The 25748-nt window shown below is 52.3% G+C and carries 23 protein-coding genes; 11 read left to right on the forward strand and 12 right to left on the reverse strand.

What is annotated here, in order from left to right:
* Positions 1–48 precede the first annotated feature (48 nt).
* The 10 genes from LX59_RS11770 to LX59_RS11815 form a co-directional block, all read right to left on the reverse strand.
* Positions 49–1260: a DUF1501 domain-containing protein gene (locus LX59_RS11770; RefSeq protein ID WP_144572070.1), complete on the reverse strand. Its 1212-nt coding sequence runs from the start codon at positions 1258–1260 to the stop codon at positions 49–51.
* 12 nt (positions 1261–1272) lie between these two features.
* Positions 1273–2526: a DUF1800 domain-containing protein gene (locus LX59_RS11775; RefSeq protein ID WP_144572071.1), complete on the reverse strand. Its 1254-nt coding sequence runs from the start codon at positions 2524–2526 to the stop codon at positions 1273–1275.
* Positions 2527–2646: 120 nt separating this feature from the next.
* The gene (gene argC, locus LX59_RS11780) at positions 2647–3681 is read right to left on the reverse strand and encodes an N-acetyl-gamma-glutamyl-phosphate reductase (protein WP_144572072.1); all 1035 of its coding nucleotides are present in this window, start codon (positions 3679–3681) and stop codon (positions 2647–2649) included.
* 74 nt (positions 3682–3755) lie between these two features.
* A complete protein-coding gene (locus LX59_RS11785) occupies positions 3756–4433 on the reverse strand; it encodes a DUF4197 domain-containing protein (protein WP_144572073.1) in 678 nt (225 codons plus the stop codon).
* A gap of 31 nt (positions 4434–4464) precedes the next feature.
* Positions 4465–6378 carry an arginine decarboxylase gene (gene speA, locus LX59_RS11790; RefSeq protein WP_144572074.1) on the reverse strand — a complete coding sequence of 638 codons (1914 nt, stop codon included), beginning with the start codon at positions 6376–6378 and terminating at the stop codon, positions 4465–4467.
* A 122-nt stretch (positions 6379–6500) separates the two neighbouring features.
* Positions 6501–6872: a translation initiation factor Sui1 gene (locus LX59_RS11795; RefSeq protein ID WP_144572075.1), complete on the reverse strand. Its 372-nt coding sequence runs from the start codon at positions 6870–6872 to the stop codon at positions 6501–6503.
* A gap of 11 nt (positions 6873–6883) precedes the next feature.
* A complete protein-coding gene (gene thiO, locus LX59_RS11800; protein ID WP_144572076.1) occupies positions 6884–7990 on the reverse strand; it encodes a glycine oxidase ThiO in 1107 nt (368 codons plus the stop codon).
* Positions 7991–8142: 152 nt separating this feature from the next.
* A complete protein-coding gene (locus tag LX59_RS11805) occupies positions 8143–8898 on the reverse strand; it encodes a DnaJ domain-containing protein (RefSeq protein WP_144572077.1) in 756 nt (251 codons plus the stop codon).
* Positions 8898–9566 carry an N-acetylmuramate alpha-1-phosphate uridylyltransferase MurU gene (gene murU, locus LX59_RS11810; protein WP_144572078.1) on the reverse strand — a complete coding sequence of 223 codons (669 nt, stop codon included), beginning with the start codon at positions 9564–9566 and terminating at the stop codon, positions 8898–8900. Before murU ends, LX59_RS11805 begins: the two co-directional genes overlap by 1 nt.
* On the reverse strand, positions 9563–10585 hold the full coding sequence (locus LX59_RS11815) for an aminoglycoside phosphotransferase family protein (protein WP_144572079.1): 1023 nt from the start codon (positions 10583–10585) through the stop codon (positions 9563–9565). Before LX59_RS11815 ends, murU begins: the two co-directional genes overlap by 4 nt.
* Positions 10586–10708: 123 nt before the next feature.
* On the opposite strand from LX59_RS11815, the gene LX59_RS11820 reads away from it, so the two are divergent.
* From LX59_RS11820 to LX59_RS11870, 11 genes are all read left to right on the forward strand, one after another.
* On the forward strand, positions 10709–13480 hold the full coding sequence (locus LX59_RS11820) for an LPS-assembly protein LptD (RefSeq protein ID WP_425457493.1): 2772 nt from the start codon (positions 10709–10711) through the stop codon (positions 13478–13480).
* Positions 13452–14750: a peptidylprolyl isomerase gene (locus LX59_RS11825; RefSeq protein ID WP_144572081.1), complete on the forward strand. Its 1299-nt coding sequence runs from the start codon at positions 13452–13454 to the stop codon at positions 14748–14750. The genes LX59_RS11820 and LX59_RS11825 overlap by 29 nt, the downstream gene beginning before the upstream one ends.
* Positions 14751–14783: 33 nt before the next feature.
* The gene (pdxA, locus tag LX59_RS11830) at positions 14784–15779 is read left to right on the forward strand and encodes a 4-hydroxythreonine-4-phosphate dehydrogenase PdxA (protein ID WP_144572231.1); all 996 of its coding nucleotides are present in this window, start codon (positions 14784–14786) and stop codon (positions 15777–15779) included.
* 83 nt (positions 15780–15862) lie between these two features.
* Positions 15863–16672: a 16S rRNA (adenine(1518)-N(6)/adenine(1519)-N(6))-dimethyltransferase RsmA gene (gene rsmA, locus LX59_RS11835; RefSeq protein WP_144572082.1), complete on the forward strand. Its 810-nt coding sequence runs from the start codon at positions 15863–15865 to the stop codon at positions 16670–16672.
* 15 nt (positions 16673–16687) lie between these two features.
* Complete coding sequence (gene apaG / locus LX59_RS11840; RefSeq protein ID WP_144572083.1) at positions 16688–17071, forward strand: Co2+/Mg2+ efflux protein ApaG; 384 nt, start codon at positions 16688–16690, stop codon at positions 17069–17071.
* A gap of 34 nt (positions 17072–17105) precedes the next feature.
* Positions 17106–17948 carry a symmetrical bis(5'-nucleosyl)-tetraphosphatase gene (locus tag LX59_RS11845; protein ID WP_144572084.1) on the forward strand — a complete coding sequence of 281 codons (843 nt, stop codon included), beginning with the start codon at positions 17106–17108 and terminating at the stop codon, positions 17946–17948.
* A complete protein-coding gene (gene glpE / locus LX59_RS11850; RefSeq protein ID WP_144572085.1) occupies positions 17945–18274 on the forward strand; it encodes a thiosulfate sulfurtransferase GlpE in 330 nt (109 codons plus the stop codon). The genes LX59_RS11845 and glpE overlap by 4 nt, the downstream gene beginning before the upstream one ends.
* Positions 18275–18641: 367 nt before the next feature.
* On the forward strand, positions 18642–20564 hold the full coding sequence (locus LX59_RS11855; RefSeq protein WP_144572086.1) for a PrkA family serine protein kinase: 1923 nt from the start codon (positions 18642–18644) through the stop codon (positions 20562–20564).
* Positions 20565–20699: 135 nt separating this feature from the next.
* Positions 20700–21971: a YeaH/YhbH family protein gene (locus tag LX59_RS11860; RefSeq protein WP_144572087.1), complete on the forward strand. Its 1272-nt coding sequence runs from the start codon at positions 20700–20702 to the stop codon at positions 21969–21971.
* 10 nt (positions 21972–21981) lie between these two features.
* Complete coding sequence (locus tag LX59_RS11865; RefSeq protein WP_144572088.1) at positions 21982–23523, forward strand: SpoVR family protein; 1542 nt, start codon at positions 21982–21984, stop codon at positions 23521–23523.
* Between the two features lie 105 nt (positions 23524–23628).
* Positions 23629–24867: a multifunctional CCA addition/repair protein gene (locus LX59_RS11870; protein ID WP_144572089.1), complete on the forward strand. Its 1239-nt coding sequence runs from the start codon at positions 23629–23631 to the stop codon at positions 24865–24867.
* On the opposite strand, the gene folK is transcribed toward LX59_RS11870, so the two are convergent.
* Complete coding sequence (gene folK, locus LX59_RS11875) at positions 24826–25377, reverse strand: 2-amino-4-hydroxy-6-hydroxymethyldihydropteridine diphosphokinase (RefSeq protein WP_144572090.1); 552 nt, start codon at positions 25375–25377, stop codon at positions 24826–24828. The two genes, LX59_RS11870 and folK, sit on opposite strands and share 42 nt — an antisense overlap.
* Entirely contained in the window at positions 25374–25727 is a 354-nt protein-coding gene (folB, locus tag LX59_RS11880; protein ID WP_144572091.1) for a dihydroneopterin aldolase, read from the reverse strand. The genes folK and folB overlap by 4 nt, the downstream gene beginning before the upstream one ends.
* Positions 25728–25748 lie beyond the last annotated feature (21 nt).

The raw sequence follows: 25748 nt of genomic DNA on the forward strand, positions 1-25748 counted from the left end.
CTTTCCGCCTAACGGCGGCAAGCCGAAGGCTTGAGGGCGGGGCGGATGTCAAAAAAGCTTTAAATCCACTGGGTTAGATTGTGGAAAAATTCGCTCTAAATTGGCCTTGTTAAAGCCGTATAGCTGCGCAAACAATCCACCCAGCACATTACGGTATTCATTCAGCACAGGGATATCCCGCTGCTCATGCAGTGTGGCGGCGGTTAATAGCTGTTGTTCTCCACAAATACGGCCACCTTTTAGCCCACCGCCCATAATCCAAAGGGTTGAGCCATGTCCGTGATCGGTACCTTTGCTGCCATTTTCACGGAACGTACGCCCAAACTCGGAAATAACCACCACAAGGGTTTTGTTCCAGTCATCCCCCAATGAGCTGGCCAAAGCATCCAGTCCATTGCCCAATCCGGCCAGTTTTTTGGCTAAATCCCCCTGAACAGCTCCTTGGTTATTGTGGGTATCCCAACCGCCAATATCTACAAAGCCCACGTTGTATTCCGGGTGCTCTTGCATGATGTTTCCGATACGGCTGGCATCCAAGGCAAAGCCGCTGGCAGGAGCTGCGCCCCGGGAGGCTGCTACCATTTCTTCTTTCAGCTCTTGGCGAATTTCTTGGCGTAGTCCTAATCCCTCTCGCACTATTTTCTCCAGCGAATGACCTTGGTAGAGGTTTAGGAGTAGTTGTTCGTAGCTATCATCTAAGTTCTGGGCGGCGGCTAAGCGTACGGGGGAGTTGGCGACGGAAATATCCCCCCTGAGGCTCGGGGGTAGCGCCTGAGTAAAACTAACCCCTCGTTGCTGCATCGGGGATGCTTTTAATTCCACCAGTAGGCGATTAAGAAAGCCTGTGGAAACGCTCTTTTTATCACTGGGTGCTAGGCCAAACTCTACCCAGTCTTGGGCTTGAAAGTGGCTGCGGGACACAAAACCTGTTCCTGAAAAGGGGACAAAGGCTAACTGCTCGCTGCTCCAGAAGGGCAGTAGGCTATCACCCAGTACAGGATGTAAGGCCCAACGGTTGTCCAACAGAATGGAGGAGTCCTGCTGGCGGGCATTAGGACGCGGGATGGCTAGGGTGGGGCGAGCCTCGTAATAAAAAGGGTCGTTATAGGGCACTACGGCGCTTAGGGAGTCATAAGCGCCGCGCAAAAACACCAGAATAAGACGGCTATCGGTGCTACCAGCGGGTAAACTCCAAAGCCGCCAAGAAGCTGTTAGGGCGGCCGATCCTAGGGCTAGGCGTAAAAAGTGACGACGATCCATAAATCCCCCTGTTTACCCGTACATAAACTCTGGGCTGGAGAGCAGTAAGGCCAGTGCTTGTGCCGGTTTTTTGGCTTGCTTTACGGTAGTTTGGCTGTTTGGGCTGAGTGTACTCATCAATTGCTTTAAGTTGGGGTGCGCTAAGGTTGCGGGGGCATCTAAGCGCTGTTGTAGGAGTTTGGGCATGGTGTTTACCAGCGTCAGTGATAACTCAAAACGCTGTGCCATTTGACCGGCTCCCATCCAGTCAGTGCCTTTAAGGCTGTAACCATCAGGTGTATGTCGTCCAAACAGAGGTTGTCCTAGGGTATTAAGCCATTGGAGTGCCGGGCCTACGGATTGAATGGGTCGTCCCGTTGCCAGTAAGCGTATGGATGAAGTCACCCAGCGGTAGGGATCTTTAAAGGTTTTTTGAGCGGGGAGTCGGCTGGATTGCTGTTGTATAAAGGTGATAACAGCGGCTAAATCACCCTGAGTATCAGAGAATGTTTGGGCCGCTTGCTTGACGAGCTTGGGATCTGGCTGTTCTCCCACCAGATACAGGCAAAGCTTACGGGCAATATGCTGAGCCGTAGCGGGATGCTGGGTCAGAATATCGGCTAGTTGTTCTAGCTCCGTATAACCTGAGCCTTCAATTTTGTGCCCTAAAATTTGCTTGGAGCCAAAATCATGCCGGCGTGGATCAAACATGAATTCGCCCTGTTCTTTAACCAAGGGCGCAAATTTGGCTGGCCACTGTGTCACAGGAGGCAGTGGGCGTAAACCAAAGCCGGTGAGCAAGCGCGCGACTTCCTGTACGTCTTTTTGGGTATAGCCGCCATCCACGCCTAAGGTGTGTAGCTCCAATAATTCTCGGGCGTAATTTTCGTTAATTTTATTGGCGTAATTAAAGAAGTTATCTAAATAAATGATCATCAGTGGCTGGGTCATAGTGGCCAGCAACAGTTCGCGGAACTTACCTTGAATATGAGGGCGTATGGCTTGCTCAACGTAAAGCGGTAAGGCTGGGCCTAATAAGCCTTTCAACCAAAAGACGTTGAAGTGGTTAAACCAAAACCAAATAAGAGATTCGGTCTCGGTTGTGTCATTCAAGGCTTTAAGCAGGCTTTGTTCCAGAAAGGCTGTGGCTGTGGCCCTGCCTTGGGCATGTACGGGTTTTAAGGCTTCCCGGCGTTGCCCGTCACTGGGAAGTTGGCGAATTTCAGCTAACTTGAGTCGGTAGTCCGTGTAGCTAATCAGTTGTGGTGGCGAGGAAACCGGATTCATAAGGGCCGTCCTGTATGTGGTTTAAGAACAGACAGTGGCTTAGATAGGCTGCTCTGATCTATCCCATTCCTATTAAGGTATTCAGAGTCGATTGAGCAGCCAAGGTTCCTCAGTGACGGGTTAAGGCAGTAATCCCGGCTGATTCAGTCCCATGCGCTCATCCAGCCCAAACAGGATGTTCATATTCTGAACTGCCTGTCCTGAGGCCCCTTTGACGAGGTTATCAATCACTGACAGCACCACCACTAAATCCCCACCTTGAGGACGATGCACGGCGATACGGCATACATTAGCGCCCCGTACACTACGGGTTTCTGGATGGCTACCGGCGGGCATCACATCCACAAAGGGCTCTTGGGCGTAGTGCTGTTCGTACAGCGCTTGTAGGTCAACTTGAGTATCCAGAAGATTGGCGTACAGGGTGGCGTGAATACCGCGAATCATCGGAGTTAGGTGCGGTACAAAGGTGAGATTGACCTCTTTACCCGCCATTTGGCGTAAGCCTTGGCTGATTTCCGGCAGGTGACGATGGCCTTTAACGGAATAGGCCATCATGCTTTCTCCCGCCTCACAGAATAGCGAACCCACCTTAGCCCCGCGTCCCGCACCGCTGACCCCAGATTTGCAGTCAGCGATTAAGCGGCTGGGATCAATCAAGCCGTTAGCCAGCAGAGGCAAGAAGCCCAATTGGGTGGCGGTGGGATAGCAGCCGGGCACAGCGATCAGGCGTGCGGTTTTGATCTGTTCGCGGTTGACTTCGGGTAAGCCGTACACTGCCTCAGGCAGTAAATCGGGAGCACCGTGGGGTTGTCCGTACCAACGTGCCCACTCCTCAGCATCTTTGAGGCGAAAATCGGCAGACAGATCAATAACACGGGTTCCCGCCGCCAAGAGCTCGCCCGCTAAAGCATGGGCCACGCCGTGGGGGGTAGCAAAGAACACTACATCGCAACTTCCCAGCGTAGCGGCATCCGGTACGCTGAACGCTAACTGATCGTAATGGCCGCGCAGGTTGGGGAACATATCGCAGACGCGAACGTCTTCTTCTGAGCGGGAGGTGATGACGGCTACTTCAGCCTGAGGGTGCTGGGCCAGCAAGCGCAGCAGTTCTACACCGGTATAGCCGGTGCCACCAACGATACCAACCTTGAGCATGGCGTTTCTCTTACGATAGGAGAGGGTTAACAAAGGGCCGCCATCATACGAGCAGCCCTAGGGCAGGCCAAGATTTACAGCAATCCAAACACCTTTTTAGCCAAGCTGGTGGCTGCTTCGGTGGGGTTTTCGCGGATGCTGGCTTCTTCTTTACGGATGACATCAAACAAACCATCCAGAGTTTTTTCGGTGACGTAGTTTTCAATATTGGTGGCCTTGGAGTTCAGACCAAAGGCCGCTGCTTGTCCTGCAAAAGCGTTGTATTGCTGGGCCAGTCCCACTTGGTCGGTGGCTTGTTTGACGATGGGTAGGAACTTGGTGCGCAGTTGTTCGCGGCTGGTTTTGTCCAGATACTGGGTTGCGGCATCATTAGCGCCGCTGAGAATGCTTTTAGCATCCTGTACAGTCATTTTTTTAACCGCATCCACCAACAATGCCTGAGCTTGAGGCACAGCGGCTTCAGCAGCTTGGTTCATGGTGTTTTCTAACTGCTGAATTTGGCTACCCATGCCCATCATTTTCATCGCAGTGGCGGCTTTACCTAGGGTTCCGGGTAATTCAATCCGCACTTCGGGGTTATTGTTGAAGCCACCGGGTTTGCTCAGTTGCTGTACCGCAACCTGTGCGCCTTGAATCAGCGCGTCTTTCAGGCCACCGCTGGCTTCTGTTTGGCTGAGCTCTGACAGGGAAAGGGCAAAGGCTTGGCCGCTGAGTGCCAGGCCAGCTACGAGGCTTAGGAGAAAACGAGACATAGGTGATTCCTTGTATAAAAACGAAAACACTTCAGGGCGTTAGGTAGGAGGAGCGGGTAAGGCCCAAACGCAACGCATCCAGAAAGCGCGCGCGCTCCTTAGGGGGTAAAGCGCTACTGGCAATTTTATCCCGATAGCGCGTCATCAGCTCCTCGGGAGATAGGTGCACATAGCGCAGCATATCCTCAATGGTATCGTGGGTTTCGATGCCGCTGTGGAAATAGCTCCCATCTTCGCGCTGATAGATGTTCACAGAGTCGGTATCGCCGAACAGGTTGTGCATATCTCCTAAAATTTCTTGGTAAGCACCTACCAAAAACACGCCCAGCAAATACTCTTCTTCAGGATGAACGCTGTGTACGGGCATACTGCTTTCGATGCTTTGTTCGTCGATGTATTGACGAATTTTGCCATCGGAGTCGCAGGTAAGGTCTTGGAGTACGGCGCGCCTTTGGGGTTCTTCGGTTAAGCGTTGTAGGGGAACGATAGGCAAAATCTGACCAATAGCCCAAGTATCCGGCAGGCTCTGGAATACAGAGAAGTTACAGATGTACTTATCAGCTAACTTGTCGTTGAGCTCATCCAGCACCGCGCGGTGGGAGCGTTGGCTGACTCGTAGTTGATCGCGCAGGTTGCGGCAAATGGCAAAGTAGCTTTGTTCTGCCAAAGCCTTTTGCGCCAAATTCAGCTTGCCCGAAGCATACTGAGCTGAAGCCTCACTCATATAGTGGGTGGCGCGCCAGTAGGTTTCAGTGACCATTTCCGGGTCGGTGGAGGCGCGCAAATCCAGCAAAGTGCGGATGATTTCGGGTAAGTCTTCCGTAGATTCAACCTCGGGCGGTGCGTCGTTATGTTGCTCGATGTCCGTCACCTGAATCACCAACACCGCGTGGTGGGCGGTCATGGCGCGCCCGCTTTCGGAAAAGATGTGCGGGTGAGGCAGTCCTTGGCGGTCACAAAACTCTTTCAGCATACCGACCACGGTGCCTGCGTACTCATTCAGGTCGTAATTGATGGAGCTGGCGTTACGCGAGTGGGTGCCGTCGTAATCCACACCCAGTCCACCGCCCACGTCAATGTGGTCTAGAGGTAAGCCCAAACCCCGCAGTTCCGCGTAATAGCGGATGGCTTCGCGAAAGCCGGTACGATAATCCGCTAGGTTGGCAATCTGTGATCCCATATGAAAGTGCAGTAAGCGAATGCCCTGTTCTAAACCAGCATCCCGCAGACGGTCGATGACGCGCAGCAATTGAGCGGCAGACAGGCCAAACTTAGCCCGCTCACCGCCAGTATCGGCCCATTTGGAGGAGGCGAGGGAGGATAGACGCACCCGCAAACCCACTTGGGGCATCACGCCTAGGGCTTGAGCTTCTTCTAGGATCAGTTCAACTTCGGATTCTTTCTCGATCACGATAAACAGGTTGTGACCGATTTTTTGCCCCATCAAGGCTAAGTGGATGAATTCGCGGTCTTTATAACCGTTGCAGACAATGGTTCCACCCTTAGGAGCCATCGCCAATACAGCCAGTAACTCCGGTTTGGAGCCCGCCTCAAGACCTATGGCCACCTTGGGCGTGGCGATGATGCTTTTGATCACCGCTTCTTGCTGATTAACCTTGATCGGGAATAACGCAGTGTAGCGGCCTGCATAGCCAAGGCGCTCAATGTGGGCATCAAAGGCTGAAGTTAAGCAGCGTACCCGATCTTGCAAAATATCGGGGAAGCGCACCAGCAAGGGCAAACTCAGGCCCGCATCCTTGAGTTGGCTAATCAGTGGGCCAAAGCTGATGGCTTGGTTGCGTCCATTGTGGGGCCGGATTTCTACTTCGCCTTCATCATTGATGGCAAAGTAACCGGCTCCCCAATGGCGAATGCCGTAGAGTTTTCGGCTGTCTGCGGCAGTCCACTGGCTGCCGTCCATTTTGCGTGTACGTCGTACCGACATGAATGTCCTCCCTCAACTGGCCTCAGAGTACTTCATTCAGACTACCGATTGATGGCTCTTCGACAAGCTTAAACTGGGGTAGGTTCAGCGTAGCTCAGGGGATGGTCTTAGGATGAGGAATCTTAGCCCCCGGATTTTTTCACCTGAAACCCTCGTTGGCTCAGCTCTTCCACCAGTAACTGCACTTGATCGCCTTGAATTTCAATGATGCCGTCTTTCAAGGAACCGCCGGTTCCGCAGCGGCGCTTCAGGGCGCTGGCCAGCTCTTTAAGCTCAGGTTCGGCGAGGGGCACTCCGGTAACGGTGGTGACGGTTTTTCCGCCCCGGCCTTTGGTTTCGCGGCGCACCCGTACAATGCCATCTCCAGCCGGTACAAGGGTTTGGCGGCAACTGCATTGCTCAATAGGCTGCTGACAATCTGGGCACAGGCGGCCTTTATCGGTGGAGTACACCAGTCCGCCCAAGGCTGCCAGTGAGGTAGCTTTTTTAGCCATGCAAAAATTCCTTAGCAAAACTCAATGCGGCCCGCTGTCGTGTAGGGACTTGGGTCAATACTGGTGGGTTGTTGTAGCACCAGCTCGGTCAACAGTTGGCAGGAAGCGGGAGCTAACACTAATCCATTGCGGAAGTGGCCGCAGTTGAGCCACAGCCCTTCGTATTCGGGGACGGGGCCGATGTAAGGGATGCCTTCGGGCGATCCGGGACGTAACCCCGCCCAGTGTTTGATGATCTGGGCGTTGGCCAGCTCCGGCAGTAACTCAACCGCTGAATTCAGCAGGCTGGTTTGCGCCTCAGAGGTGGTGGTTTTATCAAAGCCCACATCCTCTAGGGTGCTGCCAATCAGGATATGCCCATCGCGGCGTGGGATGGCGTAGCGCTCTTTGGTCATCACCATAACGGGTAGAAAATCAGCTGCACATTTGAACAGAATCATCTGTCCTTTCATGGGCTTAACCGGGATTTTCAAACCTAGGGTTGCTAAGAGTTGACCACTCCAAGCTCCTGCCGCAAGGATAACGCGCTCACTAAATACTTTACCCTGTGCGGTTTCTACGCCCGTAATGCGGTGGTTTTCGTGGATAAAACCTGTGACCGGGCATTGTTCGCGTAACTGTACGTTGGGCAGTTTTAACAATGCGGCGCGTAAAGATTGCAGCAAACGAGGATTACGAATGTTGGCCACTCCGGGCATGTAGAGGGCGTGCTGAAAATAATTTTTACGCAGGGAGGGAACGGCGGCCTCCACGCTGTCGATGGATACGGAACTCAGAGGACGATTTAAAGCTTGAGCCCAGCTCAGAGCATCGGTTTCGTCTTCCAAATCCAGCCAATACAGCCCGGTGGCATGTACTTCGGGATCAATGCCGCTTTCTTGGTGCAGTTGCTCACCAAAGCTAGGGTAAAAGGCCTGTGACCAGTGGGCCAGAGCCGTTACTGCGGGGCTGTAGCGCCAAGGATATAAGGGAGAGACGATGCCACCACCGGCCCAAGAAGATTCTTGGCCTGTTGCTCCGGCCTCCAGCAAAATCACATTCAGACCGGCTTTGGCCAGCTTATAGGAGGTTAGCAAACCTATAGCACCAGCCCCCACTACAAGGGTCACTTGGCTCATGTATTCCTCGGCATTTTTTAGGGATGGGTGGTCGTCATTCCCATCGCTAAAGGCCAAGGCTGACCCTCAGTCGGGAAGGGCGATCTGAGGGCTGTCATCATACGGCAAATGATGAGTAGATGTGTCCAAACTGCCGGAGTAAGGCGTATGGATTAACGATTCATTTGATAGCGCTGTACCAATTCATAGGCTTGATGTAGTTCGCGGGTGCGCTCAGTGGCTTGGTGCAGTTGCTCTGTGCTGGCTCCTTGTCCCACCAGTTTGTCGGGGTGGTATTGGCTGAGTAGGCGGCGGTAAGCCAACTTAATTTCAGGCAGGCTGGTGGTGTGGGACACTCCAAGGAGTGCTAAGGCTTTTTGGTATTGGCTGCCGGTATTAGTTTGGGATTTAGGTCGCCGACTGTCTTGGGCGAGGATGGCTTCCTCAGTCCAGCTCGCCCATTGGCCCCATTGCAAAATCAAATGGGTTTGGGCTTCTCCTAATGCGCCTTCAGCGCGGGCTAAACGCCAGCAGGCTTGCAAAAGTGCTTTAACTTCGTCCTGATCCTTGTGCAAGGCTTTAAGGGCCGGTTGCAGAGCATCTTTACCGGATTTTCCGCGCCCAAAGGCTTGGATGGCCAAGCGCTGTTGAGCAGCGTCCATATAGCGGCGCTGCATTTCGGCACGGGCCGCTTGGATATGGGCTTCCGTAACGCGGCCTTGTGATTTGGCTAGCCGTCCCAAAAGTACAAACAGCAGCTCATCTCCGCGTAAAGGCGGTTGGCGAATCAAGCGTCCAAATAGGGTTTTAAGATCCAGTTGCAAACGGCGGTCGAACACTTGGCCCAGTAAGGCTCCCAGCAAGGTACCGGGAATACCCGCCAGAAACCATCCGGTGACTGCGCCCGCTAGGGTTATGGGCCACAGCATTAGAGGTCTCCTCTGGCCAATACAGAAGCAGCCTGTAAACGCTCAGGAGTACCCACATCAATCCAGTGGCCTAAGTAGTGCTCCCCAGTCACTTGCCCTGCGGACATGGCTTGCCGTAAAAGCGGTGCGAGTTTAAAGGCTCCCGCTTGAGACTGAGTGAACAGCCGAGGATGAAGTACGGCAATACCGCTGTAGGTAAGCAAAGAGTCTGAGTCTTCCTGCACCTGTCCTGCGGTGGTCAAAGCAAAATCACCTGTGGGGTGATGTTCGGGATTATTAACCAAGACGAGATGGGCTAATCCTTGTAGCGGCCGGTGCAGTTGAGCAAAGGGGTAGTCCGTCCAAATATCGCCGTTCACAATGACAAAAGGCTGATCACCCAGCAGAGGCAAAGCTTTGAAAATGCCGCCTCCAGTTTCCAGTGGCTCACCTTCAGCAGAGTATTGAATGTGCAGGTTAAATGCCGATCCATCCCCTAAATGCGCCTCAATTTGAGCGCCCAGCCAAGCATGGTTAATCACCAACTCGGTAAAGCCTGCGCTTTGTAGGGCACGGATGTGGTATTCAATCAAGGGTACTCCGGCTACCGGCAGCAGGGGTTTTGGGGTATGCAGGGTGAGTGGGCGCATACGCTCACCTTTGCCTGCGGCCAAAATCATGGCTTTCATGCGTGGGGCTCCAAAGGCAGGCTGTCTAGGAGTTGACCCAGTGGTGACAGTTCGGGGCGGCGTGCGAGTACAGAGCGCAGGTAGGCAAAAAAGCGCGGTACGTCGGTCAAATAATGGGGTTTGCCGTCGCGGTGGCAGATTCGAGCAAAAATCCCAATCACTTTGAGGTGTCGCTGCGCGCCCATCAAGTCGCTGGCACAATAGAAGCGCTCAAAGTCTTCAGGCACGGGTAAGCCTGCCTCTTGAGCCTGACGCCAATAGCCTTCTAACCAACCTCGTACGCGCTCTTCTGGCCAACTGAGGAAGGCATCTTTAAACAAAGAGGTGATGTCGTAGGTAATGGGGCCAAGCACGGCATCTTGAAAATCCAAAACCCCCGGATTGGGTTGGCTGAGCATGAGGTTGCGCGGCATGTAATCCCGATGTACCAACACTTGAGGCTGAGCCAAGGCAGAGGCTTTAAGTACTTGGCAGATCGCTTCCCAGTCGGCTTGCTGCTGCGCGCTGAACTTAAGACCCAGATGGCGCTCTACATACCACACTGGAAATAGCTGTAATTCCCGATCCAATAAAGCATCGTCATAGGTGGGCAGAGATAGATGTTCAATCGGAAGACGCTGGAAAGCTAATAAGGCCGCTATCGCATCTTGAAATAAGGCATCGGCGTTGTCTGGATTGATGACATCCAGATAGGTTTGGCGGCCTAAATCACTGAGCAGCAGAAAGCCTTGTTCCAGATCAGCCGCTAAAACCTCTGGCACATGAATGCCGGCTGTAGCCAGTAGCTGAGCGATTTGTACAAAGGGTTGGCAGTTTTCCTGAGGGGGTGGGGCATCCATCACAATCAGGGTGCGTCCAGCAGATTCCCAGCGGAAATAACGGCGAAAGCTGGCATCTGCACTAGCGGGTTTTAAGCTTCCCTGTATGGGTTCAGGCCAGCGACGAACGGCAAAGAGCTCAGGTAGCTGTTGGTTCAGCCAGAGCTGAAGGTTGTCTAAACGTTGATCTTGAAAGGACATGTATTCTCCACAGTGCTAGCCGATGGACGGGGCATGCTTTATTATCCGGATATTTTTCGGCCCATCGAGAGGCAATCAGCCTGTCGGCCTATCGCTCGCAGGAAGCCTGGACTCAAGTGCAAGATGGCAGTTAAATACTCACTATTGTGCTCCGTCAAAATGTCCCCACGCCTATGGCTGACGGGCAGTCTGTTTTTGTTGCATCTGGGCACTAGTCCTGTTGCAGAGGCTGAAGTAGCGGACAACAAACAATATGCCTGTCAAGCCGGGCCTACGGGTGGCTGGAGTTGTAGCACTTCTGCACGCTCTGCAAAACTACCCCCAAAACCGGGCAGTGCCGCTATCCCTGTTACCGCTGAGGAGCGCCGTGCTGCTGAGGAAAGCAGTATAACGCAGGTCTCTGAAGCTCAAGGTAAAGCCTTAGCCTCGCGCAGTGCAGACTATAGCCATTTGGACTGGGTTCCGCGCGACAAGTTAACTGCTGCCCAATTGGCAGAGGTTGGCCCTTATTGCTCAGGCGCTTATGTAGAGCCTAATCGGCCGGGTTTGCTGGACGATACGCCTAAAGGGCAAGCGCCTATTCACGTCAGCGCACGGGCGTCACGCCATGATGAAAACCAAGAAGCTTCCGTATTAGCCGGTGATGTAGTTTTACGTCAAGGCAGTATGCAGGTTGAGTCTGAAGAGGCCAGGCTGTATCAGCTGGATAATCGGGGAGAGTTGGCGGGCAATGTCCGCTATCGAGACAAAGGCTCCTTGTTAGTGGGGGATCGCGTTGAGCTGACCTTGGATACCGGCGAGGCAAAGATTGAGAACGCCGAATACGTGATCCACGCCGCGCGGGTACGGGGTAGTGCTCAGTATGCGAAACGGGAAGAGACCTCCATTATTCGTCTTAAAGACGGTACCTATACCAGTTGTGAACCGGGCGATAACACGTGGTTTTTACACGGAAATAACGTAACTCTGAACCCCATTACCGGCACGGGTACAGCGACCAACGTCACCATTCGAGTACAAGATATTCCGGTGTTTTATACACCCTATCTCAGCTTCCCGATTGATGATCGGCGTAAATCGGGATTCCTGACGCCTTCTTTTGGCTCTAGCGGCAGAAGTGGTTTTGGTTTATTGACTCCTTACTACTTCAACTTGGCGCCTAACTTCGATGCGACCCTATTTCCCCAGTATCTGGCCAAACGAGGCTTCTTACTGGAGGGCGAGTTCCGTTACTTGACGGAAAACACCGAAGGGCAAGTGGGCGGTGCCTTTATCAGTGATGATGAGGATGAGCGCGAAAACCAAACGGGCTACCAAAAGCAGCGTTGGATGTACAGCTGGCAGCATCAAACTGGCTTGATGTCGCGTTGGTTAGCTGAGGTTGACTACACCGATATCAGTGATCCCTATTACTTCCAGGATCTGAGTACCAACTTACAGATCAACCAGTCTGACCACTTGGATCAAAAAGCCTATTTGACGTATCGAGGGGATAGTTTTGTGGCGCGCTTTGGAGTGCACTCCTATGAGCGGGCTACTGTAGCTGATATTACGCCCTATGACCGTCTACCGCAGTTTACCCTCAATGGCACATTACCCTTCCAGCCTGCTGGTTTAGTGATGGATTACAGTGGTGAATACGTGCGCTTTGAGCGGGATTTGCGCACGGGTAACTTCATTAACGAGAACGGTAATCCTGAGCAATGGTACGACGATCGCTTAAGAGGTCTGTCGCGGGCAGAGGGTAGCCGGATACACATTGAGCCGGGTGTCAGTCTGCCGCTGAACTGGACATGGGGCTTTGTTAAACCAACCCTGAAGTATGCCTATACCAGTTACGACATCGACTTGGATAACATCGGTCGTAATAGTCTGGCTAGCTACGAACGATACGATGATAAACCTACGCGAGGTTTACCGATCTTTAGCGTGGACAGCGGTTTGTATTTTGACCGTGATACTCAATTCTTTGGTCAAGATTTCCGGCAAACCCTAGAGCCTCGCCTGTATTACCTTTATGTGTCGAAGGATGAGCAGGATGATATCCCGATCTTTGACACCGGTGAGCACTCCTTTAACTATGCGTCCTTGTGGCGGGATAACCGCTTCTCCGGGCGGGATCGTATTGGCGACGCTAACCAAGTTTCTTTGGGTCTCACCACTCGTTTAATTGAGCCCAGCGGTTTTGAGCGCCAGCGCTTTAGCATCGGTCAAATTCTGTACTTCCGTGATCGTGAGGTACAGATGTGGGGGACTGACTATAAAAACCGTAGTTATGCGACCTCCAGTGTGTCCCCCTATGCTTTGGAATACTTGTACCGCTATAACCATGACTGGCGGCTCAGCGCGACCTTTAACTGGGATCCTGATAGTCATATGACACGCTCTAGCAGTGCGATTTTCCATTATCAACCTGCGGATAACCTGAACAAAATCGTTAACTTAGGTTATCGCTACCGCAGTGAGACCATGCGCTTTGACCAAGCGACCAGTACCTGGCGGTATGACGATGACTACGGCAGCCCGGGTACTCCTGAATACATTAAGGACTACTACAAAATCAGCCAGCACGACTTCTCAACCATCTGGCCTATGGCACCGCATTGGAGCGTCATTGCGCGTTGGCAGTATGACTACAACCGTAACCGTACCTTGGAAACCTTTGGCGGCTTTGAGTACGACAGTTGCTGCTGGAAACTACGGGTCATTGGCCGCTACTGGCTGAACTATGACGAAACCAGTTTGAACCTAGATGCTAACGATGAAGGGCAAACCGGCATTTTCTTCCAGATTGTGCTTAAAGGTCTGGGAGCACCTGTTGGTGGTGAGTTGGGCACCCTCTTTGATAAAGGTATTGAAGGCTACCGTGAACGTGAAGAAAAAGCTTCTTTCTAAGTCCTTGGGCGGATTGATACTGAGCCTGATCTTAGTGGGAGCAGGACAAGCACAGGTTCGCTCTTTGGATCGTATTGTGGCGATTGTGGACAATGATGTGATCATGCAGAGCCAGCTTGATCAACGTCTGCGAGAGGTTCGTAATACTATCAGCAAGCGCGGGGCGGAGCTTCCTCCAGAAACAGTATTGCGCCAGCAGGTGATGGAGCGCCTGATTAGCGAAAACATTCAATTACAGATGGCAGCGCGCTCAGGTATTCGCATCAGTGATGAAGAGCTCAACGATGCCATGTCAACCATTGCTCAGCGCAATAATATGACCTTGGCGCAGTTCCAGAATAAATTGGCCAAGGACGGGATGGATCCTCTGGAGGCTCGGGAGCAAATCCGGCGGGAAATGATGATAACCCGGGTTCGGCAGCGGCGTGTTTCTGAGCGCATCATGGTTTCAGAGCAGGAGGTGCGCAATTTCTTGGCCTCCGATTTGGGGCGTATGGAGTTGTCCGAGGAATACCACCTTGCCAATATCCTGATCCCGGTTCCTGAAGCGGCTGAGTCTGAGGCCATTCGTCAAGCCGAGCATCTGGCTGAGGATACCTACCGCCAGCTACGGCAGGGGGCTGATTTCGCTAAGTTAGCCTTTGAGCGTTCTGCCAGTGAAAACGCCCTAGAGGGCGGTGATATGGGATGGCGTAAAGCGGCCCAGCTTCCTCCGCCCTTTGATGATTTGATTCGTAGCCTACCCATCGGTGGTGTAACCGAGCCCATTCGAACGCCCCCCGGCTTTATTTTGGTGAAGGTTTTGGCTAAGCGCGGTGGGGACTCGCTGATTCGTGATGAAGTCCATGTACGCCACATCCTGATCAAGCCCAGTGAAATTCGAAGCTTGGATGAAAGTCGCCGTTTGATTGAGCGCATCCACAGCCAAATTCAGTCTGGAGAGGATTTTGGCGAATTGGCCAAAAATTTCTCTGAAGACCCAGGATCGGCTTTGCACGGCGGAGATTTAAGCTGGATTGATCCTGAGTCTTTGGTACCTGAGTTTCAGGATATGATGGCTAAAACACCCAGCGGTGCTCTATCTCCGCCATTCCGGACTACCTACGGATGGCATATTTTACAAGTGATGGGGCGGCGTGCCACTGATAGCAGTGAAGCCTTTCGGCATCAGCAGGCGCTCAATATTCTACGGAATCGCCGATTTGATGAAGAGTTACAGGCTTGGTTACGCCAGATTCGTGACGAAGCTTATGTAGACATCAAACAGTAATAGCCATCCTTTGATGTGGAGTATGCCGTGCCCATGCTGCCTTTTGCTGTAACGCCCGGAGAGCCTGCGGGCATAGGCCCAGATTTGTGTTTGTTGCTGGCACAGCAGGCACAGCCTCAGATTTTGGTCGCTGTGGCCAGTCTGGACTTGCTCTGTCAACGGGCTGAGCTGTTGGGGGTAAGGGTTCAGTTGATTCCCGTCACCCCAGAAGCTTGGCCGGAACAACCTGCGCCTGCACAAGCACTGTATGTATGGGATACCCCCTTGCAAGCTACCGTTCAGGCGGGGCAGTTGGATGTGCGTAATGCAGCCTATGTGCTGGAAACCCTGACGCGAGCAGCTCAAGGCTGTGTGGATGGACTTTTTGCCGGAATGATTACCGCACCGGTACATAAAGGCATCATCAATGAAGCAGGGATTGCTTTTTCGGGGCACACCGAGTTTCTAGCTGAGCTGACGCATACCCAGCAGGTAGTGATGATGCTGGCCACGCATGGTTTGCGTGTGGCTTTGGTCACCACGCATTTGCCGTTGAGCGAAGTGCCTGCCGCTATCACTAAGGAGCGCCTAGAGCGGGTGATTCGGATTTTGCAGGCCGATTTGGTGAATAAGTTTGGCATCCCTAAGCCTAGGATTTTGGTCTGCGGGCTCAATCCCCACGCTGGTGAGGGTGGTCATTTAGGCCGGGAAGAGTTGGAGATCATGGAGCCTATTTTAGAGCGTTTGCGCGCTCAGGGCATGGATCTTATCGGGCCGCTCCCAGCCGATACCCTGTTTACGCCTAAAAACCTAGAGCACTGTGATGCCGCTTTAGCGATGTACCACGATCAAGGCTTGCCGGTATTAAAGTACAAGGGTTTTGGGGCTGCGGTTAATGTAACCTTAGGATTGCCCATTGTGCGCACCTCTGTTGATCACGGTACCGCTTTAACGCTGGCTGGTACGGGGCAAGTTGATATCGGCAGCTTACAGGTTGCTTTAGAAACGGCCTATACCATGACGGGTTCATCCCAGATTACGGGGCGCTAATACTGCTACACTGTGCTTTTTGTTGAACTGGCTTTCAGCTCCTGCTGTTTCAGCTTGCAGTTTGAGGCTCGGAGCTCTTTTTGATGTCCGATCTTTCTCCCCATCATCATCGTGCGCGTAAGCGCTTTGGCCAAAACTTTTTGCATGATGCTGGTGTTATTCACCAAATTTTGCGCAGTATCTACCCACGCTCCATTGAACACTTAGTGGAAATTGGGCCAGGGCAGGGGGCCTTAACAGAGGGTTTGCTTAACTCAGGTGCTCGTTTGGATGCAGTCGAGCTAGATCAAGACTTGGTGCCTTTGTTACGTCAGCGCTTTGCCGCCTTGCCTCAATTTAATTTGCATCAGGGCGATGCCCTTAAGTTTGACTTCCATACTTTATCCCAAGAGCCCCATAGCCTGCGGGTAGTGGGCAATTTGCCCTATAATATTTCCACCCCATTGATCTTTCACTTACTGGAGCATACGTCCTCGATTAAGGACATGCACTTTATGCTGCAAAAAGAGGTGGTAGAGCGTTTAGCGGCGGTGCCGGGTTCTGGAGACTGGGGGCGGCTGTCGATCATGGTGCAATACCATTGCCAAGTGGAGCATCTGTTTAATGTGGGCCCAGAAGCCTTTGATCCGCGCCCTAAAGTAGAGTCTGCGATTGTACGTCTTACCCCCCATAGGGTATTGCCTCATCCTGCGCGTGATCCCAAAGCCTTAGAGGTCTTAGTGCGTGAGGCTTTTAATCAGCGCCGCAAAACCCTACGCAATACACTCAAAGGTATGCTGGATGCTTCCGCCATTGAGGCGGCCCAAGTCGATGGAGGATTGCGCCCAGAACAATTGGATCTGGCAGCCTTTGTGCGCTTAGCCGATCAATGGGCCGCTCAATCTTTGTCCTGAATCGAGGAATGCCTGATGACTATTGATTCGTCCTACTGTATTGATGTGAGCGTCAGTACGAATTATCTGCCAGAGCAATCCAATCCCGAGCAGAACCACTATGCCTTTGCTTATGAAGTGACGATTGCCAATAATGGGGCTATAGCTGCTCAATTGTTGGCACGACACTGGGTCATCACAGACGGTAATGGCAAAGTGCAGGAAGTACGGGGTTCTGGCGTTATTGGCGAGCAACCTTTAATTCCTCCAGGGCATCGCCATATCTATAACAGTGGCGTTGTGTTGGCTACTCAGGTAGGCAGCATGCAGGGTAGCTACAAGATGCTGGCTGAGGATGGTCAGACTTTTGATGCCCCTATTGCACCCTTCCGATTGGCTGTTCCCGGAGCCTTGCATTGACTGCGCCGTAACAATTAAAACGAGAGCATTGCCCATGACCCTATACGCTGTAGGTGATGTGCAAGGATGCCTGATTCCCCTTAAATGCCTATTGGCACAGGTAGACTTTAGTCCTTCACGCGATCATCTGTGGCTGGCTGGCGATTTAGTCAACCGAGGCCCGCAATCCTTAGAAACCCTGCGTTTTTTGCGGGATTTGGGCAGCTCGGCCCTGAGTGTACTGGGAAACCACGATTTGCATTTGTTGGCCGTGGCCCACAATGTTGAGCGGTTGAAAAAATCCGATACTTTGACCCCTATCCTGCAAGCGCCGGATCGAAATGATCTGCTGGACTGGTTACGTGGCCAAAGCCTAGTGCATCACGATGAGGCACGGGATTTAACCTTGGTACATGCAGGGATTCCTCCTCAGTGGTCGGTGGCCAAAGCACTAAAACGAGCCGCCGAGGTGGAGGCCGTACTGCGTGACGACACCGCTTTAGTACCTTATTTGGATGGCTTATACGGCAACCAGCCCTCTAAATGGAGCAAAAATCTGCATGGCATGGATCGCTTACGCCTGATTACCAACTACTTCACCCGAATGCGCTTTTGCACCGCCGATGGCACCTTAGAGTTGACGGCTAAAGAGGGTATTGAACAAGCCCCGCAAGGGTTTGCCCCTTGGTTTAGCCATCCCAACCGTAAAACCCGAGGACATACTCTAATTTTTGGGCATTGGGCTGCTTTAGAGGGCAATTGTTCTGAGGCGGATGTGCATGCTTTGGACACAGGATGTGTGTGGGGTAACGCTATGACTCTGATGAATTTAGATACAGGAGAGCGTCAGTCCTGTGCCTGTAAAAATCCATTTGATGAAGCAGGAGAAGCACCATGACCCCATATCGTTGCATTAGTCCACAGCAACTGCATTCCATGCTGCAAAATGGTGCGTTATCCATTGTGGATATTCGGGATATTCAAAGCTTTTCCCAAAAACATATTCCTAATGCACAGCATTTGGACAACCAATCACTCCCGGCTTTTGTCGGGGGTACCCCCAAAGATCAGGCTATTGTGGTGGTTTGCTATCATGGGCACTCCAGCCAAAGTGCTGCTGCCTATTTGGTCAGCTTGGGCTATTCTGAGGTCTGTAGTTTGGATGGAGGTTTTGAATTATGGCACAGCCTCTATCCTGAGTTAACGGTGGCTAAAGTCACTTAATAGTCTTGTTTTTCAGCCACTAAGTGGCTGTTTAGGCTCCGTGGCGAGGCTCCTCTGGTTTCCCTATAAATCCTTTCTTGCTAATCCAAAAACCCGACTATGCTTTAAGAAGGCTCCCCGGATGGAGCCGTCTGTCTGATTGCTTGTCTTCTCTCTATTCATTGGCCGCCTCTAAAACCTAGCAAAGCATCAGGCAGCCAACTCCAGTACAGGCCGCCTCCTGATATCCGGCATCGCATTTGCAAGACTCAGAGTGGCCCGAACAGAAGCCCAGCAGGATCAGGCACTTTCCGGATTTCTTTGGCGACAAGACTCGGCACCTCTAGTAAATGGCCTGCCAGTCTTGAGCATCGATCGAGGTGAAGTCATGAGTATCTTCAGTCACTTCCAACAACGTTTTGAGGCCACTCGCCAAGAAGAGTACTCGCTTCAGGAATACCTGGAGCTGTGCAAGGCAGACCCCAAAACCTACGCCTCCGCCGCCGAGCGTATGCTCATGGCGATTGGTGAACCTGAATTTGTTGACACGGCGAGCGACCCACGCTTGTCACGGATTTTCGCGAACAAAGTCATTCGTCGCTATCCCGCCTTTGCCGATTTCCACGGCATGGAAGACAGCATTGAGCAAATCGTTTCTTACTTCCGTCACGCCGCCCAAGGCTTGGAAGAGAAAAAACAAATTCTCTATCTCCTCGGCCCTGTGGGGGGCGGTAAATCCTCATTAGCTGAGAAACTCAAACAACTGATTGAAAAAGTACCTTTTTACGCCATTAAGGGTTCTCCTGTTTTTGAGTCACCGCTGGGGCTGTTTAATCCCGCAGAAGATAGCCAAATTTTGGAAGAGGATTACGGCATTCCTCGTCGTTACCTCAGCACCATCATGTCGCCTTGGGCTACCAAACGCCTGCAAGAGTTTGGCGGTGACATCAGCAAGTTCCGGGTAGTGAAGCTCTATCCTTCCATCCTGAATCAGATTGCGGTAGCTAAAACCGAGCCCGGTGATGAGAACAACCAAGATATCTCCTCGTTGGTGGGTAAGGTCGATATTCGTCAACTGGAAGAGTTCCCGCAAAACGATGCGGATGCGTACAGCTACTCCGGTGCCCTCTGCCGAGCCAACCAAGGCTTGATGGAGTTCGTGGAGATGTTCAAAGCGCCCATCAAGGTGCTGCACCCGCTGCTGACCGCAACCCAAGAGGGCAACTACAACAGTACCGAAGGGCTGGGCGCGATTCCCTACAACGGCATCGTGCTGGCGCACTCCAACGAATCGGAGTGGCACACTTTCCGCAACAACAAAAACAATGAGGCCTTTATTGACCGGATTTACATCGTCAAGGTGCCTTATTGCCTGCGGGTTTCGGATGAGGTGCGCATTTACGACAAGCTGTTGGCCCATAGCTCCCTAGCCAGAGCCCATTGTGCGCCGGATACCCTGAAAATGCTGGCTCAATTCTCGGTGCTGTCGCGCCTGAAAGAGCCGGAAAACTCTAACGTCTACTCAAAAATGCGCGTGTATGACGGCGAAAACCTCAAGGACACCGATCCTAAGGCTAAGTCGATTCAGGAATACCGCGATGCTGCTGGCGTGGACGAGGGTATGAACGGGCTTTCCACCCGCTTTGCGTTCAAAATCCTCTCCCGCGTATTTAACTTTGACTCGGTGGAAATCGCCGCCAACCCTGTACATTTGCTGTATGTACTGGAGCAGCAAATCGAGCAAGAGCAATTCCCGGCAGAGGTGCGTGAGCGTTACCTGCGCTATCTGAAGGAGTATCTGGCTCCACGTTATGTCGAGTTCATCGGTAAAGAAATCCAAACGGCCTATCTGGAGTCCTACAGCGAGTACGGTCAAAACATCTTCGACCGCTATGTGTTGTATGCAGATTTCTGGATTCAGGATCAAGAATACCGTGATCCCGAAACCGGCGAAATTCTCAACCGTGGCTCGTTGAACGAAGAGCTGGAGAAAATCGAGAAACCTGCGGGCATCAGTAATCCGAAGGACTTCCGTAACGAGATTGTTAACTTTGTGCTGAGGGCGCGCGCCAATAACAATGGCAAAAACCCAAGCTGGCTGAGTTACGAGAAGCTGCGGGCGGTGATCGAGAAGAAAATGTTCTCCAACACTGAGGACTTGTTGCCGGTCATCAGCTTTAACGCTAAGGCCAGCAAGGAGGATCAGAAAAAACACTCCGACTTCGTTACCCGCATGGTGGAGCGTGGCTACACCGAGAAACAGGTGCGCTTGCTGTCTGAGTGGTATCTGCGGGTCAGAAAATCCCAATAAAACAGCGCTAAGCTGTATGCGGCAGCGGTTGTTCTCCAAGGTTCGCCCTGTCGCTTTCGGATTGAGTACCCGACACACAGATGCTCGGGTTAGTTGCCGCTTGAAGCTCTGCGCTTGAAGCTGGCCGGAGGGCCTATGAGTTATGTGATTGATCGACGCCTGAACGGTAAGAACAAGAGCATGGTGAACCGCCAGCGCTTCTTGCAGCGATATCGCGGCCACATCAAAAAGGCGGTGGAAGAGGCCGTGGGCAAACGCTCCATTACCGATATGGAGCATGGCGAACAAATCAGTATTCCCGGGCGCGATATCGACGAACCCGTGTTGCATCATGGGCGCGGTGGCCGTCAAACCATAGTGCATCCGGGGAATAAAGAGTTTACCGCAGGTGAGCGCATTCCGCGTCCTGATGGCGGCGGCGGTGGCCAGGGTTCTGGTCAGGCCAGCAACAGCGGCGAAGGCATGGATGAGTTTGTCTTCCAAATCACCCAAGAAGAATTCCTCGACTTTATGTTTGAGGATTTAGAACTGCCCAATCTGGTCAAACGTCACCTGACGGGAACCGATACCTTTAAAACGGTACGCGCGGGTATCAGCAGTGAAGGCAACCCGTCGCGGATTAATATCGTGCGTACCCTGCGTTCGGCCCATGCGCGGCGGATTGCTTTGTCCGGCAGCAGTCGCGCTGAGTTGAAGGCCTTAAAAGCAGAGTTAGCCCGTCTGAAGCAAGAGGAGCCCGATAACCTCAACGTAATTCAGGCCACCGAGCAAGAAGTTGAGCGTCTGCAAGCCCGTATCAATCGGGTGCCCTATCTGGATACCTTTGACCTTAAATACAACCTGCTCACCAAGCAGCCGAACCCTAGTTCTAAAGCAGTCATGTTCTGCCTGATGGACGTTTCCGGCTCCATGACCCAGGCCACTAAAGACGTGGCTAAGCGTTTCTTCATCTTGCTGTACCTGTTCTTAAAGCGCAGTTACGACAAAATCGAAGTGGTGTTTATTCGTCATCACACCAGCGCTAAAGAGGTAGACGAACAAGAGTTTTTCTACTCGCGGGAAACTGGCGGCACCATCGTCTCCAGTGCTCTGAAAATGATGCAAGAGATCATGGCGGCGCGTTATCCGGTCAATGAGTGGAATATTTACGCGGCTCAGGCCTCCGATGGCGACAACTGGAATGATGACTCACCCGTGTGCCGCGATTTACTGATCAACCAAATCATGCCCTTTGTGCAGTATTTTTCCTACGTGGAGATCACCCCCCGCGAACACCAAGCCCTATGGTATGAATATGAGAATGTTCACGAAGCCTTTCCCGAAAGTTTTGCCCAGCAGCAGTTAGTATCGGCGGCGGATATTTATCCAGTATTCCGCGAGCTGTTTCAGCGGCGTATGGTCAGTTGAGAGGATCACTATGAAGCGTCAGCCCATTTCCACCGGCTCGGAATGGACCTTCGAGCTGATCCAAGAGTACGATCAAGAAATCGGTCGTATTGCCCGAGAGCGCTATGGTTTGGAAACTTATCCTAACCAAATTGAGATCATTACTGCCGAACAAATGATGGATGCCTACGCTTCAGTGGGTATGCCGATTGGTTATAGTCATTGGTCTTACGGTAAGCATTTTCTGTCCACTGAGAAAAGTTACAAACGTGGACAGATGGGCTTGGCCTACGAAATCGTGATTAACTCAGATCCCTGTATTGCGTATTTGATGGAAGAAAACACCATCACCATGCAAGCGCTGGTAATTGCCCACGCCTGCTACGGCCATAACAGCTTTTTTAAGGGCAACTATCTGTTCCGTACTTGGACAGATGCCAGCTCTATCATTGACTATCTGATGTTTGCCAAGCAGTACATCGCCCGTTGTGAGGAGCGTCATGGCATTGCGGCGGTGGAGAACCTTTTAGACTCATGCCATGCCCTGATGAATTATGGCGTGGATCGTTATAAGCGGCCTTATCCGATTTCTGCTGAGGAGGAGCAGCGCCGTCAGAAAGACCGTGAGGAATATTTGCAACGTCAGGTCAACGATTTGTGGCGTACTATTCCCCGTGCTTTAGATAAAGGTGGGGCCCAAGCTCAGCGCAAGCGCTTCCCTGTCGAGCCGCAGGAAAATATCCTCTACTTTATTGAGAAGCACGCGCCTTTGCTGGAGCCGTGGCAGCGAGAAGTGGTGCGCATCGTGCGTAAAATTGCCCAGTACTTCTACCCACAACGACAAACCCAAGTGATGAACGAAGGTTGGGCTACCTTCTGGCACTACACCCTAATCAATGATCTGTACGATGAAGGTTTAGTGACTGAGGGTTTTATGCTGGAGTTTTTACAGTCCCATTCTGGGGTGATCTATCAGCCTAGTTTTGACAGCCGTTGGTACAGTGGCATCAATCCCTACACCTTGGGGTTCTCCATCTTTCGTGATATTCGGCGCATTTGTGAAGAGCCGACGGATGAGGATAAACGCTGGTTCCCTGATATTGCCGGTAGTGACTGGCTGACTACACTTAAATTTGCCATGCGCGACTTCAAGGACGAGAGTTTTATTTTGCAGTTCCTCTCGCCCAAGGTAATCCGCGATTTGAAGCTGTTTAGCGTGTTAGATGATGACCAGCAAGACGTACTGACTGTACCTGCCATTCACGATGAAGCGGGTTATCGCACGATTCGAGAACTGTTAGCGGCTCAATACAATCTAGGCAACCGCGAGCCGAATATTCAGGTGTGGAACGTGGATTTACGCGGTGATCGTTCCCTAACCTTGCGTCACCAACAACACAACCGTAAACCCTTGGGAGAGTCCACCGAGTCTGTACTCAAACATCTGCATCGGCTATGGGGTTTTAACGTGCATCTGGAGTCCTGGCAGGATGATCGGCGCGTGAATGCTTACCATATGCCACCTTTGCCTGATCCCAGCCCTACGGCTGGGCTTCCGGTGCTCATGACTTAATTGAGGAGCACCCGGAGGGATACGGCTTTTCCCCTGCGCTGGTATCCCTCCGTTTTTCTATTCTGGCCTCTCTTGCCTTATCCTCCGCATAGACCGGAGGTATTTATGCAGATTTATAAAGTAGGTGGAGCCGTGCGCGATCGGCTGTTGGCCCGCCCCGTCACTGAGGTGGATTGGGTAGTTGTCGGCGCACAGGTTGAGGATTTATTAGCTCAGGGGTTTCGCCCTGTGGGTGCGGATTTTCCGGTATTTTTGCATCCTAAAACCGGCGAAGAATATGCACTGGCCCGTACCGAGCGCAAAACCGGGCAGGGTTACGGCGGCTTTACCTTCCATACCAGTCCAGAGGTGACGCTGGAACAAGACTTACTCCGCCGTGATCTGACCATTAACGCGATGGCTGAGGATGCCCAAGGACAGATCATAGATCCCTACGGTGGCCAGCAAGATTTGCAGCACCGGGTTTTACGCCATGTCTCACCTGCTTTTGCTGAGGATCCGTTGCGTGTGTTGCGTGTGGCTCGTTTTGCTGCACGTTATGCTGATTTGGGTTTTCAGGTCGCTCCAGAAACCTTAATCCTGATGCGGCAGTTATCGGAGTCTGGTGAGCTATTGGCCTTAACACCCGAGCGCGTTTGGAAGGAAATCAGTCGGGCATTGATGGAAGCTCATCCTGATGTCTTTATTCAAGTATTGCGAGAGTGCGGAGCTTTAGCCGTATTGCTACCGGAGGTGGATAGGCTGTTTGGAGTCCCTCAACCTGAGTTGCACCATCCAGAGATTGATACCGGTGCTCATGTATTATTAGTGTTGCAACAAAGTGCTCAGCATCGGTACCCGCTTGAAGTGCGTTGGGCTGGCTTGGTGCATGATGTGGGGAAGGGCACTACGGACTCTCGTGAATGGCCTCGGCACATTGCCCATGAAACCCGAGGTTTACCCTTAATTCGCGCCCTAAACCAACGTTGGCGTGTCCCTAAAGCCTGCCAAGAGTTGGCTCTATTGGTGAGTGAGTTCCATACCCATGCGCACCGTGCGTTGGAGTTACGGCCCGCCACCCTGCTCAAGCTCCTGCAACAGTTGGATGCTCTTCGCCGTCCGGAACGCTTTGAACTGTACATAGCGGCCTGCGAAATGGATTCCCGTGGTCGTTTAGGCTTTGAGCAACGCCTGTACCCTCAGGCTGCTTATTTACGCGGAGCTTTGCGTGTGGCCCGGCAGGTAGAGCCTCAGCCTCTGATTGAGCAAGGCTATAAGGGTGCCGATTTAGGTGAGGCTCTGGAGGCTGCCCGTTTGCGTGCTTTAGCGCTTTATCAGGCAAGCAGGAGCGGGAAAGCTCTCTAACAGCCTTTGAGGCGTAAGGGATTGCCCGTGCCACTGAAAAGCGACCGGCCACAGTTGCTGTTGAATATCGGACTCCTGCCACAGTTGAGCAAAGGACTGGCCCACCACAGGATGCGCTTGCTCGGGAACTAACAAGGCAAGGGGCCACAACACAAAGGCATTGCACAGAATCTCAGGGCGCGGCAGAACCAATTCGCCCCCAAAGGTGCCGACCTGATCTCCGTACAGTAATACGTCGATGTCCAAGGGCAAACCTTTGCGATTAGGAGCGTAGCGGCCATTGTCTGCCTCAATGGCTTTTAATTGGCGATCCAACTTCAACAAAGGGCTATCGGTGTAACCTTTGACCACGAGGTTATGAAAGTTGGGGCCTTGATAGCCCACGGCCAAGCTTTCAAATACGGGGGAGCAGCGCAGGTCTTTAAGTAGTAGGTTTAAAGCCTCTAATCCAGCACAGAGGTGTTTTTGAGGGTCAAGGTTACTGCCTAAACCCAAAACTACTTGAGTCATCGCTGGCCACGCTCGATTTCGATGCCCAGTTGCCGTGCATGGATGTTTACCCCCGGTTTAGTCACGCGAAGGCGCATCCAGCGAATGCCAAAATCTTGCATTAGATGAACGGCTAAGTGATCGGCAAAACTTTCTACTAACTGATACTGTGCTTGGTGGGCAAAGGCTTGAATATGGGCCACCACCTGAGCGTAATCCAGAGCATGTTCCAAATCATCGCTTTGCGCGGCTTTATGGATATCCCACGCCATATCTAAATCCAAGTGTAGGCATTGGCGTAGGGAGCGCTCCCAAGTGTAGGCACCGATCAAGGTTTCGATTTCGAGTCCTTTGATAAAGACTGTATCCATTTTCTCTCTCATACGACACGA

The organism is Azomonas agilis, from assembly GCF_007830255.1.
GTDB classification, from domain to species: Bacteria; Pseudomonadota; Gammaproteobacteria; order Pseudomonadales; family Pseudomonadaceae; genus Azomonas; species Azomonas agilis.